The following is a 15,169-nucleotide window of genomic DNA, read 5'->3' as shown; positions in this document are numbered from 1 at the left end:
TCTCGCATTTAGCGTCTTATATAGATAATACAGCCTATCGATGTTTTTCAAACGAGACAATCCAACCGCTGCGGCGCCAGATATCGACAGTCGCCTTGCGGCCTTCGATCAATCTTATGCAGGACTGTATCCCGACGATCCGAAACCCTGGGATGGCGCGGTCGCGCCCCCAAAGCCCAAAAAGCCATTTTTGGGTAAATCCCGCTGGTGGTGGTTTTCGCGCTTTGTGGGGGCGTCTTTAGCGTTGTTTATATTGCTTATTCTGTGGCTGGCAATCACGGCACCCTTGTCAAAGTCGCTCCAGCCCATCGCTCCGCCGCGCATTACCTTATTGGCGTCGGACGGGACGCCTATTGCCCGCAATGGTGCGATTGTTGACAGGCCAGTTGATGTCAGCACGTTGCCACCGCATGTCGTGCATGCGTTTTTGTCGATTGAAGACCGGCGATTTTATTCGCATTGGGGTATCGACCCCAGAGGGCTGGCTCGCGCCGCATGGTCCAACGCATTTGGCAGCGGTATTACCCAAGGCGGCAGCACGATTACGCAGCAGCTCGCCAAATTTACATTTCTTACCCCCGAACGCAGCTTGACCCGCAAAGCCCGTGAAATGCTGATTGCGTTCTGGCTCGAAGGACGGCTGACCAAAGACGAAATTCTCGAGCGTTATCTTTCAAATGTTTATTTTGGAGACAATGTTTACGGATTGCGCGCTGCATCCCTGCATTATTTTTACCGCCAGCCCGAACGGCTGACTCTATCACAAGCGTCAATGTTGGCGGGGTTAGTGCAGGCACCGTCGCGGCTTGCCCCGACAAAAAATCCGGAGCGGGCGGCAAAGCGCGCTAAACTGGTGCTTCGTGCTATGGTCGCCAATGACGCAATTACGCAGGCAAAGGCCGATAATACGCCCGTTGCGCGGCTTGATGTCCGCGTTCGCGACAGCCTTCCCACCGGCACTTATTTTGCCGATTGGGCCGTTCCGCAAGCGCGACTTTTGACCGAAAGCGGTTATGCCGACGTCAGGATTACGACGACATTGGATGCCCGATTGCAAAATATCGCGCGCCGCGTGACCGGGAATACGGGACTTGGTAAAGCGCAGGTCGCCCTGGTTGCGATGCGCCCTAATGGCGAAGTAGTCGCGATGGTCGGGGGGCGAAGTTACAAGGATTCGCCATTTAACCGGGTAACGCAAGCCAAACGCCCACCCGGATCGACCTTCAAGCTGTTCGTATACCTCGCCGCATTGCGCGCCGGGATGACCCCGAATTCATTGATCGCGGATACGCCGATCAATGAAGGATTGTACCGGCCGAAAAATTCTGGCGACAGTTATCGCGGCGATATCAACCTGAAGGAAGCCTTCGCCCGGTCAAGCAATGTCGCATCCGTTCGCCTGTACCAGCAGGTCGGCGGCGAAGCCGTCGCCAAAGCGGCGGAAGATTTGGGCGTCACGAGCAAGCTTAACCTGGACCCAAGCCTTGCGCTTGGCAGTTCGGGCATCACGCTGCTGGAATTGACCTCGGCCTATGCCGGTGTTGCGGGAAATGCCTGGCCTGTTGAACCGCACGCTTTCAAGCAGGAAGAGCAAGGCTGGATCGAGTGGCTGTTTTCCGGTCCGCGCAGTTTTAGTTCACGATCGCACCAGATGTTGCTGGATTTGCTGGGTGCTACGGTAACCGATGGTACAGGACGCGCCGCACGGCTGCCCATTCCCGCATTTGGCAAGACCGGAACCAGTCAGGACAATCGCGACGCCCTGTTTGTCGGCTTTGCCGGTGATCTGGTGGTCGGTGTGTGGATTGGCAATGACGACAACAGCCCGCTACGCGGTGTCAATGGCGGCGGTTTGCCGGCGCGGATCTGGCGCGATTTTATGAGCCAGGCGATTAGCGGCGCTGCCCCGAAATCTAAGCCAAAGCCCAGCGTAAAGCCCGATCCGGAGGGACCCATTGCGCCGCTGGACTTGCCCGAACTGCCCGTCAATCTTGAAAAGAGCGATATCCGCTTCGATGAAAAAGAGGGTGTAACCGTCAACACCGAAGTCGGCGGCGTACCGCTCGATATCAATTTAGGCCGTGACGGTATTGCCATACAGCCGGGGCAACAGGAAAATGAACAAAGGCGCTGATGGCCTGTTGATTGGTGCGCGCTTTTATGGTCGACAGTTATATGCGATATTTATTGGCCCTTCTGCTTATTCTGTCCCCTTTGACAACGTCGCAGACGCGCGGCGAAGCAACCGACATTGCAGCGGCCACACGCAGCGTCGTCCGAATTGTTGTCTTCAGTTCGATAGATGGGCAACGCACATTGATCGGTCATGGGTCAGGCGTTGCGGTCTCGGCGGATAAAGTCATTACGAACGCCCATGTTGTAGACTCAGCGCGTATCGACGAAAGCGTAACATTCACCGTTATTCCCACCGAAGGCAATGCGACCTACAAAGCCCGGCTGGTTGCCGCGTCACCCGGCAAGGATTTGGCGCTTTTGCAACTAACCCAGACCGGACGCCTGATCCCCGCCAGCTTTTTTTCCGGCATCGTCGGCGATGGCGCGGATGTCTTTTCAATTGGCTATCCTGCGAATGTCGACATTGCATTGGAACAGAGTGAAGAGGATGTATTAAACCCGACCGCACCCGTCAAAACACGGGGCAGCATCTCGTCAGGGCGCAGTTCCAAATCGGTTGAATCCCTTTTGCACACCGCACCGATAGCGCCGGGAAGTAGCGGCGGACCATTGGTCGACGCCTGTGGACGGGTGATTGGTATCAACAGCTTTGGTTCGACCGCCGATGGCGGTGGCGCAGAATTCTATTTTGCCATTTCAGTTCGCGAGGTCGCCACTTTCTTGCAGAATCTGAAAGTTGAACTGAACACCGTTATCAACGAATGCCGTTCTGTCGCAGAGCTTAGTCGCGCCGAAGCTGATCGCGAAGCCGCTACCCGCGCAAAAACCGAGGCCGAGGCGAGAGTTGCCACCGAGCTTAGAAACAGTCGCGAAGGAAAGGTGCGGCGGGATGCCGAGCATGAAGTTATCGCCGAGCGCGAAAATCACATCGCGCTTGCAGGGCTGCTTCTTATTCTAGCCACGGTGGCAGGTGGTGCGGCGTGGCAGTTTACCGAACGCGAACAGCGCGAAAGGTTCAAGGTTGCAGCCGGATTTGGCGGGGTCGCCCTGATCTCGGCGTTGATAGTATTTTTCGCAAGGCCATCTTTTGAAGAGGTCGACGAACGTGTCCGCGCCGCGATGACAGAGAGCCTTCCACAAACCAAAAGCCAACCCGAAAGCGATGATATAGCCGGGACTGGAAAACGCCGGTGTGTGATCCAGCCGGACCGTAGTCGCGTCACTATATCTGACACAGCCGATGTAAGATTTGATTGGACGCAGGATGGATGCATAAACGGACGCACCCAATATGTGGACAATGGTGGTAATTGGACGCGCACATTTGTTCCCAACAACGACGCGCAAGTCTCGGTTGTCAGTTATGCCCCCGAAAGCCAGACATATCGCATTGAACGTTATTTGCTTGGCATTGACGCAATGGGTGCCGCGCGCGCGTCACGCAAAAGGTACGATGTGACCAGTTGCAGCAGCGATCCGGAATCGTTGGGCAAGATCGACAATATGAACAAGGCAGTGCGCGAAGTTTTGCCGCCTGCGCCTAATGAAATTCTGGTATTTGCCTGTTCGGTCGAATGACTGATGGATTGTGCCACAGGCCGTTCTGTCTATGGTGAATATATGATGCGGTTATTCACCCTGACGCTTGCAATCTTGCTCCTTGCTGGATGTTCCAAAGGGGTCGATAATGAACGGGTGCGCGTCGATGTTATCGAAGGAAAGCCCCGCGCCTTCAACATTTCGGCGATACCGTTACCGCCGGCATCCGCTTATCTTCGCGGTGCAACGGCCCAGGGGCTGGTGACCTTTGACAATAAGGGGCGTGTTGCCCCTGCGCTTGCCAACAGGTGGATCGTTACAGACGACGGTTTAAGCTATATTTTCCGCCTGAACAAAACGCGCTGGAACGATGGGCGTGAAGTGACTTCCAATGAAGTTGCTGACCTGCTGGCGTCACGGATTCGCGAATTGCGTAAGGGCCGGTTCAACTCCGAACTGGCGGTGATTGACCGCGTCGTTCCAATGACCGGCAAGGTGATCGAAATCAGGTTAAAAGCGCCCATGCCGTATTTGCTTGAAATGATGGCACAGCCCGAATTCGGCCTTGCCCGGCGCGGATTTGGTTCGGGACCAATGCAGGCCAAGCGGCTTGGCGACGCGATGCAGTTGCGTATGCGGGGCACTGATGAAAAAGGCGACAATATCCTGGAACCGGAAACAGTTACCGTCAGAAACAGCACCGCCGCCGTCGCGTTGGCGCGCTATATTGAAGGGCAAAGCGATCTTGTCGAAGGTGGCCGTTTCGAAGATTTTCCATTACTCGACGCCGCGCAAATCAATGGCAATGAGATTCACTTTGATCCAGTACCGGGTCTGTTCGGATTGTTGTTTGTTGGCAGCGGTCCTTTTTTATCGTCCCGCGACAATCGCGATGCTATCGCCATGGCCATTGACAGGCCAAAGCTGCTCACCGCGTTTGACATTGTCGCTTGGCGCGAAACACTGACGCTGGTTCCCGAAAGCCTGCCCAACCGGTTGGCAGCGCCACGACCCGAGTGGGCTTCGCAACAGATTGATAATCGCAAGGCCAGAGCCGGGACAATCATCAGACAATGGAAAAGCAGCAATGGTCAGGTGCGAGTCCTTCGTGTTGCCGTGCCGCGTGGCTATGGCGGACGCATATTCTTTGCCCGGCTACGCGCTGACATGGCATCTATCGGACTGGATGTTGAACGGGTCACAATCGACCGGCCGCACGATCTGCGCCTGATAGACCGCACCGCCGATCAGTCGAGTCCGGCTTGGTATTTGGATCAGCTTTCCTGCACCGTTAGTGCCATTTGCAGCCGCGATGCCGACCGGCTTGTGTTCGACGCACGCATGGCGGGAACCATCGAACAACGGGCGCAGCTTTTGGCGCAGGCAGAGGCGGAATTACAGGAAATGCGGAATTTTATTCCTATCGCAAATCCCCTGCGCTGGTCGGTGGCACGACCCGGATTACTTGGCCACGCGGCAAACGGCAGGGGTTGGCACCTGTTGCAATATCTGGGGCGTGATACAACATAAGTAGAAAGGAGTGCACCCAATGCCACTTTCGCAAGAACAGTTTAGTCAAATCGCCAAGGATTTACCGGGCATGAGTAGCGACCCGCATGCGGTGCGTGCCCGCGTGGAGGCGATGGAAAAAATACTTGAACGGGCTTTTCATATCCCCGGTACAAAAATTCCCTTTGGTTTGGATACCGTGGTCGGTTTGGTCCCGGTGCTGGGCGATGTGGTTACAGCGGCGATGGGGGCTTATATCGTGTGGGAAGCGCGCAACCTCGGGATGTCAAAATGGCAGTTGATCCGCATGGCGGCAAATGTTGGTGTCGACACCGCCATCGGCGCTGTTCCACTTGTGGGGGATGTGTTCGACCTTGTCTGGCGATCAAACAGCAAGAACCTGCGAATTATTAAAAAGCATCTCGACAAGCATCACCCCGGAACGCGTATTATCGAGGGCTAACGACCCCGCCACACTTTGATCGCCGAAGCATCCGCTGCACCTTTGGCATAACGCGGGCACCGGTGCGGCTTCAAGTCTTTGCCCAAACATATCCGCACTTCACGCAGCCACCCTTTGCCATTCGTAATGACTTTCACCGCATGGGCCGGAAGGCCGTCATTCAGGTCTGCAAAAGCCTGTGCCAATCCGGCGGCTGTCAGGGGGGTACCCCGTTCGACTTGCCGCGAAAGCCGGTCCATGTCAGGGAATTGCACCGCGCCGTAAAGGACTCTGGCCGCCCTGAAATAAGCTTCGGGTGTTTTTGCCATACAGGCTCCGTGCTTTGCCCATTCATGCTGCAAAAGCTGCGGTGTTGGGGTCATGCAGATGTTTTGACTAATGATTTCGCGCCGCAAAACACCGACCTTGCGGCAATATTGCGGATAGTTCGGGCCAGTTGTTTCAGGCCAAAGCCCATGCAGTACAAATCCGAAATCGCCAATCTCGCCCGAGCATTGAAAGCGCATTGCCGGGTCACGTTCATGTCCGCGACAATATTCGCGGCTCCAACTTAGCGCGAGGGTATAGCCGCCAATGGGCGTCCGGCGTATCTGCCCGGGCTCAGGCATTTCCAATGCTGGACGCGGTAGATATTTTGGCGCACGACATTGCCATGCCTGGGCAAAAGCGGGGGCCGTGTTGAACATTGCGACAGCCGCGATCAAAGCATAATGTAACTTCACCGGTTCAAGCCTGGGCAAAATCCAGGCCGATATCGGCCGCCGGCGCACTTTGCGTTAACCGGCCTACCGAAATATAGGTGACTCCTGTCTCAGCTTTTGCGCGGATCGTTTCCAAAGTCACGCCGCCCGATGCCTCTGTCGGCACGCGTCCGGCGACCAACGCGACCGCCTCGGTCAATTCGTCAATGCCCATATTATCAAGCAGCAAATGGGTTGCCCCCGCGGCCATCCCGGGTTCGATTTGGGAAATGCGATCTACTTCCAGAATGATATTTGTAATCCCCGCATCTTTAGCACGGCGTACCGCCTCTTCGACACCACCCGCCACCGCAACATGATTGTCCTTTATCATGGCACCATCCCAAAGCCCCATTCGGTGATTGGTCGCTCCACCCATACGCGTTGCATATTTTTCAAGGACGCGAAGGCCCGGAATGGTCTTCCGGGTGTCAAGCAAGGTACAGCCGGTTCCGGCAATGGCATCGACATATTTGCGCGTCATGGTCGCAATTCCCGACAAATGCTGCACCGTGTTCAGCGCAGAACGCTCTGCCGTCAGCATCGCGCGCGCGCGCCCTTTTAACCACATCAGATCGGTTCCCGATGTCACGTGCTGCCCTTCGTCTGCCAGTATTTCAACCTTCATTCCGGAATCGAGAAATTTGAAAAACGCTTCTGCAATCGGCAATCCGACAACAACAATAGGGTCGCGACTGCCCATCACGCCAGCAAAGTGCATATCGGACGGAATGACACTTTCCGACGTGATATCGCGGCCCGTGGGACCCAAATCTTCCGACAGAATAGCCGCAACAAATGCGCGCGTGTGAAAATCTTTAAGCGTGAATTTCATGATAAGGCCTGGCGATGGTTATGCATTTTTTATTTATCGTCATCTATTTTTCAAATTGGAAGAATGGGGCCGTTGAGCCCGAAGTCAAGCCCGCCCCAAATCGCCTTTCCCGACGGTCCCGCTTGCCATTTCAAGCATCCGGTCGAGACTCTTTTTGGCCGCGATCCTGATATTTTCATCCATCTCGATCTGTGGTTGAAGGTCGCGCAGCGCCAGATAGAGCTTCTCCATGGTATTGAGCGCCATATAAGGGCAGATGTTGCACGCGCAATTTCCGTCCGCGCCAGGTGCACCGATGAACCTTTTTGTTGGTTCCGCCTTTTCCATCTGATGGATGATATGCGGTTCAGTCGCAACAATCAGCGTGTCGCCGTCCATCGTCTTGGCGAATTGCAATATGCCACTGGTGGAGCCAACATAATCCGCATGATCGATGATATGCGGCGGACATTCGGGATGTGCTGCGACGGGTACCCCGGGATATTGCGTCTTTAATTTGAGCAACTCGGTCTCGCTAAATGCTTCGTGCACGATGCAGACACCGGGCCAAAGCAGCATTTCACGGTTAAACTTGCGCGATAAATAGCCGCCCAGATGCCGGTCCGGTCCGAAGATGATTTTTTGTTCAGGCGGGATTTGTGCCAGAATGGTTTCGGCACTGCTGCTCGTCACAATGATGTCGGACAATGCCTTCACCTCGGCGGAGCAGTTTATGTAAGTCAGCGCGATATGGTCAGGATGCGCCTCACGGAACGCCTTGAATTTACCAGGTGGGCAAGCATCTTCCAACGAACAACCGGCCGCCATATCCGGTAAAATCACAGTCTTTTGCGGGCTAAGAATTTTGGCGGTTTCGGCCATGAACTTTACCCCGCAAAAGGCAATCACATCGGCATCGGTTTCGGCGGCCCGTTTGCTGAGTTCAAGGCTGTCGCCGACAAAATCGGCCAAATCCTGTATTTCGGCTTTTTGATAATAATGCGCCAATATGACGGCATTTCGTTCAGTCTTCAGCCTCTTGATTTCGCCAAGCAAGTCGACAGCTTGCAGATTTTCACGGATGGGAGCGTTCATAATCGGAATCCAGTTAATCAAGGTCGCCCATGCAATAAGCGCCAGTGATGTGCGCGTCCACCGTACAATTAGCGTCAGGACCTAAGAAAGCCCAATATTATTCAGGCATTGGCGAAGGCGGGAATTCAAGACCTGGCACTTTTTCACCGGGGTGGCCCTGTGTCACCGCAGCGTAGATCATGTCCCCCACCGGCGACCGCGCGATAATCTGCGAAGTTGGTACGATCAGGAAGATCGCCAATGCGCCCCACACCCAAGCGCGATGAACCTGCCCGCTTTGACGCCAATCGTGGATCATGCCCGCAGCGGGGAATAGCAATGACACAAATATGACGATGTCAAAGGAATAAGGCACCATCAAAGGCAGGGGCAGCAATCGCCCGACACCCGGTCCGATGATTGAAATTGTCGCGCAAAGATTCAACCTTTTGTGCCAGTCACTGCGGCGACGCATGCGGATCGCCGCAGTGGTAAGCGCGACAAAGCATAGCATCGTCATCGGGTTCGCAATCAGGAAATGTTGCGGCAGAAAGAAAAAGGGCGTGCCGCCGCGCATGGTAACATCGACTGTTATCGCCAATCCCATGACAACCAGAACACAGACCCAACCTGCCGCAATCCTTCCGAGACGCCGGTGCTGGGCCAGCGATCCGCCAGTCGCCAACCGCACTTGGGTCAGGAACAGGATCACCCATCCCATAAAAACCAATCCATGAACATGAACCAATGGTCGCGCGGCGATCGTGGACCGTCCCATCGCAAAATTCAAAGCGAACCCCGCGACGATTGTGAACGCGATTACAATCGCCATACGCATGAAAAAACGGTCATCGCTGGTCGCAGCCGGGGCCGCAGATGTAATTGTCGCCATATATCCCTCCCGATATACACGCTGACCCTTTCGTGACCTAACACCCATTGGCGGATAGCTCAATGGATAGGTGCATTACCTGAAAGATGCCAAAGATCACTGCGCATCATAGCCTCGCCACGATTTTGCAGATCCACCAGATGTGCCAAAACCGATCGGCCGGCCGCACCTGTAAGCCGCGGATCAAGGCCTTTGTACATGGCCGCTACCATATCGGGAATGTGCCCTTCGCCTGTTGCCAGAAGCTTTACGATCTGCCGTTCGCGTTGCCGCCTGTGACCGATCATACCGCGGACCAGCTGACGGGGATTTTCGACTGCAGGGCCGTGCGCCGGATAATAGACGCGGTCGTCCCGGTCAAATAATTTTTGCAGGCTAGCCATATAGGCGCTCATGTCACCGTCGGGCGGGCTGACAACGCTGGTCGACCATTTCATCACATGGTCCCCTGTAAATAGGGCGCCACTTTCAATCAGCGCATAGCACAAATGGTTGGACGTATGCCCTGGCGTTGAAACCGCTTCGATTGTCCAGCCGTCCCCCGAAATCCGTTCGCCGTCGGCCAAAATCCGGTCAGGCGCATAATCGGGGTCAAAGGCGCTATCTGCCCGTGGGCCGTCATCCTTCAAAACCAGCGGCGCACATCCGACAATCGGCGCACCGGTTGCGGCTTTCAAAGGCGCGGCGGCCGGTGAATGATCGCGATGGGTGTGCGTGCACAATATCGCCGTAACCGTCTTGCCGCCGACAGCGCGCAAAATCGCCTCGACATGGCCTTCGCCATGAATGTCCGCAGGGTCACCTACGCTGTGCCCGCTACCGGTGGGACCGGGGTCAATAATCGCAACATCTTTGCCCGCGCCCACCAGCCAGGTTTGCGTGCCTGTATAAGTGTAAGGAGAAGGGTTCGGGGCCAGGACCCGACGGACCAGCAATTCGTGCTGCTCAGTTTCGCCTGCCTGGATGGTGTCGGGCCAATTCATCACCAAGTTATGGCGCATTGTCGCCAAAAGAAAAAGGGGCGGTTCGCAAAAACCGCCCTGACCGGACTTTTTGAAAAGGGGAGCTAGCGTCCGGCCCAGTTCGCCCTGTTAGGGTCCTGACCCTAATCCGCCTTGTCCGCTTGGATTTCCAGATTACGGATCTGTTGTTCGATTTTTTCGACTACTTCTTTGCGTATGTTGTCCGGAATTTCCTTGTCCTTGCCAATTTCGCCCCGCGCTTCACGTAGGCCTTTGATGGCCTCAAGCTGAGCCGTTTTCGCATGGCCCTTGCCACACATCACCAGCATTACTCGCGATCTATTTTTTCCGTCAAAACCGCTGATATTGGTCGTAACCGGTTCACCGTCGCGGCAATCTTTGGTGATTTCCCTGATGTCGATTTCGGGGACATAAGACGCGATATTAATGTTTTTCATTACCTTGATTGCCTCCAGCCGGCCAAGTTCGGCGGCAGCTTGGGCGTGGGCCGATCCGGCCACTGCACTGGCTGCCGCGCCTTGGGCAGCAACTGCCTCAGCACGCGCTCCATCCGCTTCTGCCAATGCGACGTCGGCATCCATGCGGGATTGTTCCGCTTGCTCGATCAACCGTTCCACCTCGGAATCCGAGAGCTTCTTGTCGGTGTGAAAAATAAAGGTTTTGCCGTCACGCTCGACTTTGGTCACTTCGCCATCAGGCCCGACAATATCGACATTTTCGCCATCACCCTTTATTTTGATGACATGGACATCGCGTTTTACTTTTTCCGGTTTGCCTTCCTGAATAATCGTCTCATTTTGTGCGACAACCGCAGGAACAATGGTGGCGGTTAGCGGAAGGATGATCGCCGCAGCGGTCACTATTCCCAATTTGCCGAATAACCGGCGCTTAGTGCTGGCATCTTTCATTGTGAGCCTCCTTAATCTTTCTATGATGGTCTTGGGCGAATTGAGCGCCGTTGCAAAAGTGGGCACCCCGTCAAATGCGGTGCGTGCCAAAGCCTGTCCATAAATGGCGCGGACTTCAGCGTCCTTGCCGGCAAGCACACGGGCGTCGCAGGCGGCTTCCTGATCGAAGCGGAATGCATTCCAGCTCATCCAGGCTACAGGATTGAACCATTGCAGGCACAGGATGATGAACGCGACCAGATTGGCGAACAGGTCACCCGATTTGTGGTGCGCCATTTCATGGGCCAGTGCGAGTTCGCGTTCGGCGGGCGAATAGCTTTTGGTAAAATTCTGCGGCACGGCAATGTAGCGTTTGAACAGGCCAAATGCGAGTGGTCCGGCGACGAGATCGGAGGCGATAACCTTGACGCCGTCAATCTGCGCTATTTCCTCGGCTTCAGCGATCAGGTCATCCCGCATTGAGGCGTAGCGGATCATCTGGATGATGAAGAACAGCACCGCCCCGCCGAGCCAGAAGGTAACGCCCAGTGCGACGAAGTCCACCGCAGGAACCGCGCTGCTTGCCGATCCTGTTAACGCGGCTGAAGCTTGGGAGGGCAATTCGGCGAGGGTTGGCGGCAGCGTGATGGCACCGCTCGCCGGGTCGGAGAAGGAGGCCGGAACCGCCTTCCCTTCGAGGCTCGGCATCAGCAGGCGGGCGGCGGGGATGCACCAGAGCGCATAGGCCACACCCGGTCCAAACAGCCTGGCGACCGGCTTGCGGACACATAAAATTACGGCCATTAGTAATGTTATTAACAACAAGCTGTCTATCAGCCATTCCTGTGTGAAATCAAAAGTCATGACTTCATCTCCCTCAGTAATTCCTCGATCTCGTTAATGTCGGCATCGCTCAGCTTTTCCTGTTCGGCGAGATGCGCGACCAAGGGCATAAATTTGCCGCCGAACAGCCGGTCCACCAGCCGCCTGGATTCATGGGATACATAATCCTCGCGCTCGACAAGCGGCGAATAGAGGAAGCGGCGGCCATCGGCGCTATGCTCGACCGCGGCCTTTGCCAGCAAGCGGGACAGCAGCGTCTTGACCGTGGGCAAGGACCAGTCGCGATCCGCCGGAATACGCTCCGCCACCTCGGTCGCGGTCAGGGGCGCCTGTTCCCAAAGGATTTCCAATATTGCCAGTTCAGCATCGCTGATACGTTCAAATGTCATTTCATATTCTCCGACTACAGACGTAATCGATTCGATTACAGATGTAAACGTTATTCGTCCGCGCCTGTCGGTATTTTGTCGAACTTCTTTACAGCCTCGAACAGGGTTAACGCCGCGATAACGATCTAAGCTATTGTTTTTAATGACGACGACAGAATTGGCACGGCGGGTGCATATGTTAGAGTGTTCAACACCCCACAAACAAGGACGGGTGGTTTGCTACTGGTCTCGCACCACCCGTCCTGGTTTAACTTCCCCGAAACATTGACAAAAAAAGGGCCGGAACCCTTATGGATTCCAGCCCTTTTCGCTTAGATTGCGAGTTATTTAACCGCCGAAATTGATCTTCGCATTTATACCAAAATACCGATCAGCTTCACGCGGGATGATGTAACGATAGCTCGAACTACCGGTGTTGCCTGCCGACAAGGGCCCGCCATCGACGATCGAGGCGGCAAAGCTGGTGTCCAGCACATTCTTTGCGAGGAACGAAATGCGGAACTTGTCGTCGGCATCAACCAGCGCAATCGACAGGTCAAGCAGGCCATAAGCCTTGATTGTGCCGTTATCGCGGATCAGTGGACTTGCGACGAGCAACGACAATTGCTTGGTCTGGTACGATCCTTGTGCACCCAGTTCGATATCAGCAAATCCGCCGGTGCGGATAGTATAGTTGGCACCAAGCGATGTCTTCCATTTTGGCGAGAATGGTAGGACGGTTCCATCCGGAATCTGGTCGGTAAGCGGCGCTCCAGGTGGCAAGCGGAAACGGTCGACCTTGGCATCGGTATAGGCAACGCCGCCGGACAAAGTGAAGTCGTCTGACGGACGATAGAGCAAATCCGCCTCGAAACCACGCGTGGACACGGTGCCTGCATTGGTGAACCGCGTTACGCGCTGACCCAGCACGAAGTCAGGGTTATTCGCCTGAAAGTTCTTATACTTGGCGTAATAGCCCGCAACATTCAGCGTTAATTGCCCGTCGAGCATGCTCGTCTTAAGACCCGCTTCATAGCTGTCACCGGTTTCGTCGGCGAGAGGTGGTGTGCCGTTCGAGTTGAGGTTGAAAAAGATATTGAGGCCCGGCCCCTTATATCCGCGCGAATAACTCGCATAGGCCATGACGTCTTCGGAGAAGTCATATTGCAGGCCGACTTTACCTGAAATGTTATTGTTCGTCGTCTTCTGTCGGAACGGTATACCGTTCGTTGCCAGGACTGCTGCTGTTTGAGCCGCCGCGGGCGCTACACCTAGTGCAAGCTGGCGAATAAATTCATTGTAAACGCCTTGGTCGAAAACAGCGTTCGATGCACCCGGAACCGGCGTTGTACGGATTTGAAATCCGTTTAGCTGATCATGCGTATAACGCAGTCCGGCAATTGCACGGAAATCATCACTAAAATTGAAAGTCGCCTGACCAAACGCGGCCATATTTTTAAATGTCGTGCCGAAATTGGAAGTGCCAAGCGGGAAGGTAATGGTCGAGGCACCTGCTGCGGTCGAGCACGGCGTCAACACGCCTTGTATCGGCAACGTCGAGGCCGAGCACGCGATATTCGAACGCGTAAACCTACGCTCCTGCGAAGCGTTGTAATAATAGAGCCCCGCGACATATTCGAGGAACTGCCCCGCAGGCGACGTCAGCCGCAACTCTTGTGTGAAAGTATCACCGGTTTGCGGACCAAAATCATGGCTCTGTGCGATGCCGACATAAGGCTGATCGAGAAAATCACCGTCGCGCACCTCGTTGCTGTCATATTTCCGATAGGCGGTGATCGAGGTCACCGTTGGGCCATCGTCTGATTCAATATCAGCCTGGAAAGATACGCCCCACGCCTTTTCGAGCGATTGGGTTAGCAAATTCTGACGGACGCGGCGGGTGCGGTCACCCAGCAAGGGCGGCAATGCGGTAGCGGCGCGGTCGGTAAATGCGGTAAGCGTGGTGTTGTCGGCATTACGCGCCGGCGAACCGATAACCTCGGCGCAGCAATCATCGTTAGATTTGCGCCAGTCACCGATCAACGTGAGCGTCACATTGTCTTTCGGCTTGGCTTCAACAATGCCCCGGAAGCCATAGCGTTCATAGCCATTCACCCGCCGATTGAGTGTCTCGTTGCGGATGTTGCCATCCCATTTCGAATAAAAGCCGGTAATGCGGGCGCCGACCTTTTCGGACAGCGGCGCATCAACGCCGCCACGAACCCGGTATTCCTGACCGTTCCCAAAGAAGAAACCGCCCTCAACGGACGCGCCAAAAGTGTCGCTTGGACGGCGGCTGACGATATTGATGACACCAGCGCTGGCGTTCTTGCCGAACAAGGTGCCCTGCGGTCCGCGTAGAACTTCGATGCGCTCGATATCAACAAGGTCGCTGAACGCTTCGCCCGAACGCGCAAGCACGACGCCGTCTAGCACTGTGCCGACCGACGGTTCGCCACCGATGGAGAATGTCGTGGTGCCGACACCACGCAGATACAGCGACTGATTTAGCGCGCTGCCCGATTTGCGGAAGTTCAAGCTTGGAACAAGATATTGCGCGTTTTCGATGTTTACGCCGCCCTGCTGCTCGAGCGCTGCACCAGAAATAACTGAAACCGCAACTGGAACGTCCTGAATATTCTGAGACCGCTTTTGAGCAGTAACGATGATTTCATTATTAAAAGAATCGTCGTCGCTTGTCGCATCCTGCGCCATTGCAGGTGCGGAAATGCCGAGTGCCAATGCACTGCTGCCGAGCAATGCTGCCCGCAAAAGAATCGTGGAATTGAATTTTGAATTTTGCATCTTGTGCCTCCCTAAAAAACCGCCTGCTTTGGGCTTTTTCTTTCTGGTAGATGAAGCCAGAAAAATGTGCCGGGCGGCGTGGTCGTCGTTGATAACTGGCTTGATGTAACCAATCC

12 protein-coding genes are annotated in these 15,169 nt (G+C 55.1%); 4 read left to right on the top strand and 8 right to left on the bottom strand.

The genetic code is table 11. From position 1 onward, the window contains the following. Positions 1-40 precede the first annotated feature (40 nt). The 4 genes from ACEW72_RS02305 (at position 41) to ACEW72_RS02290 (ending at position 5,647) form a co-directional block, all read left to right on the top strand. Entirely contained in the window at positions 41-2,134 is a 2,094-nt protein-coding gene (locus ACEW72_RS02305; protein WP_373474765.1) for a transglycosylase domain-containing protein, read from the top strand. An 80-nt stretch (positions 2,135-2,214) separates the two neighbouring features. Further along, on the top strand, positions 2,215-3,714 hold the full coding sequence (locus ACEW72_RS02300; protein ID WP_373474764.1) for a S1C family serine protease: 1,500 nt from the start codon (positions 2,215-2,217) through the stop codon (positions 3,712-3,714). 3 nt (positions 3,715-3,717) lie between these two features. Further along, positions 3,718-5,205 (top strand): ABC transporter substrate-binding protein, encoded by a 1,488-nt coding sequence (locus tag ACEW72_RS02295; RefSeq protein WP_373474763.1) that lies wholly within the window; start codon positions 3,718-3,720, stop codon positions 5,203-5,205. Between the two features lie 19 nt (positions 5,206-5,224). Then, complete coding sequence (locus tag ACEW72_RS02290) at positions 5,225-5,647, top strand: DUF4112 domain-containing protein (RefSeq protein ID WP_373474762.1); 423 nt, start codon at positions 5,225-5,227, stop codon at positions 5,645-5,647. Here ACEW72_RS02290 and ACEW72_RS02285 read toward each other — a convergent pair. The 8 genes from ACEW72_RS02285 to ACEW72_RS02250 all read right to left on the bottom strand — a co-directional run bounded on the left by ACEW72_RS02285 (position 5,644) and on the right by ACEW72_RS02250 (position 15,053). Then, the gene (locus tag ACEW72_RS02285) at positions 5,644-6,369 is read right to left on the bottom strand and encodes a ribonuclease T2 (protein ID WP_373474761.1); all 726 of its coding nucleotides are present in this window, start codon (positions 6,367-6,369) and stop codon (positions 5,644-5,646) included. The two genes, ACEW72_RS02290 and ACEW72_RS02285, sit on opposite strands and share 4 nt — an antisense overlap. A 4-nt stretch (positions 6,370-6,373) precedes the next feature. Then, positions 6,374-7,222 carry a carboxylating nicotinate-nucleotide diphosphorylase gene (gene nadC / locus ACEW72_RS02280; RefSeq protein ID WP_373474760.1) on the bottom strand — a complete coding sequence of 283 codons (849 nt, stop codon included), beginning with the start codon at positions 7,220-7,222 and terminating at the stop codon, positions 6,374-6,376. Between the two features lie 84 nt (positions 7,223-7,306). Next, entirely contained in the window at positions 7,307-8,296 is a 990-nt protein-coding gene (nadA, locus tag ACEW72_RS02275; RefSeq protein WP_373474759.1) for a quinolinate synthase NadA, read from the bottom strand. A 97-nt stretch (positions 8,297-8,393) separates the two neighbouring features. Beyond that, positions 8,394-9,167: a hypothetical protein gene (locus ACEW72_RS02270; protein WP_373474758.1), complete on the bottom strand. Its 774-nt coding sequence runs from the start codon at positions 9,165-9,167 to the stop codon at positions 8,394-8,396. 59 nt (positions 9,168-9,226) lie between these two features. Then, positions 9,227-10,150, bottom strand: coding sequence for an MBL fold metallo-hydrolase (locus ACEW72_RS02265; RefSeq protein WP_373474784.1), 924 nt, complete (start codon positions 10,148-10,150; stop codon positions 9,227-9,229). A gap of 122 nt (positions 10,151-10,272) precedes the next feature. Next, the gene (locus tag ACEW72_RS02260) at positions 10,273-11,901 is read right to left on the bottom strand and encodes a M56 family metallopeptidase (RefSeq protein ID WP_373474757.1); all 1,629 of its coding nucleotides are present in this window, start codon (positions 11,899-11,901) and stop codon (positions 10,273-10,275) included. Beyond that, positions 11,898-12,269, bottom strand: coding sequence for a BlaI/MecI/CopY family transcriptional regulator (locus ACEW72_RS02255; protein ID WP_373474756.1), 372 nt, complete (start codon positions 12,267-12,269; stop codon positions 11,898-11,900). The genes ACEW72_RS02260 and ACEW72_RS02255 overlap by 4 nt, the downstream gene beginning before the upstream one ends. A gap of 327 nt (positions 12,270-12,596) precedes the next feature. Continuing rightward, complete coding sequence (locus ACEW72_RS02250) at positions 12,597-15,053, bottom strand: TonB-dependent receptor (protein WP_373474755.1); 2,457 nt, start codon at positions 15,051-15,053, stop codon at positions 12,597-12,599. Between the last annotated feature and the right edge of the window lie 116 nt (positions 15,054-15,169).

It is taken from the genome of Sphingorhabdus sp. (assembly GCF_041737645.1).
In the GTDB taxonomy this organism is placed as follows: domain Bacteria; phylum Pseudomonadota; class Alphaproteobacteria; order Sphingomonadales; family Sphingomonadaceae; genus Sphingorhabdus_B.
The sequence above is the reverse complement of the archived record's forward strand: the minus strand, read 5'-3'. Positions and strand labels throughout refer to the sequence as shown.

Coding starts and splice junctions, on each gene's coding strand:
- ACEW72_RS02305 (WP_373474765.1), top strand. CDS start 41: ATGTTTTTCAAACGAGACAATCCAACCGCTGCGGCGCCAGATATCGAC.
- ACEW72_RS02295 (WP_373474763.1), top strand. CDS start 3,718: ATGGATTGTGCCACAGGCCGTTCTGTCTATGGTGAATATATGATGCGG.
- ACEW72_RS02290 (WP_373474762.1), top strand. CDS start 5,225: ATGCCACTTTCGCAAGAACAGTTTAGTCAAATCGCCAAGGATTTACCG.
- nadC (WP_373474760.1), bottom strand. CDS start 7,222: ATGAAATTCACGCTTAAAGATTTTCACACGCGCGCATTTGTTGCGGCT.
- nadA (WP_373474759.1), bottom strand. CDS start 8,296: ATGAACGCTCCCATCCGTGAAAATCTGCAAGCTGTCGACTTGCTTGGC.
- ACEW72_RS02270 (WP_373474758.1), bottom strand. CDS start 9,167: ATGGCGACAATTACATCTGCGGCCCCGGCTGCGACCAGCGATGACCGT.
- ACEW72_RS02265 (WP_373474784.1), bottom strand. CDS start 10,150: ATGAATTGGCCCGACACCATCCAGGCAGGCGAAACTGAGCAGCACGAA.
- ACEW72_RS02260 (WP_373474757.1), bottom strand. CDS start 11,901: ATGACTTTTGATTTCACACAGGAATGGCTGATAGACAGCTTGTTGTTA.
- ACEW72_RS02255 (WP_373474756.1), bottom strand. CDS start 12,269: ATGACATTTGAACGTATCAGCGATGCTGAACTGGCAATATTGGAAATC.
- ACEW72_RS02250 (WP_373474755.1), bottom strand. CDS start 15,053: ATGCAAAATTCAAAATTCAATTCCACGATTCTTTTGCGGGCAGCATTG.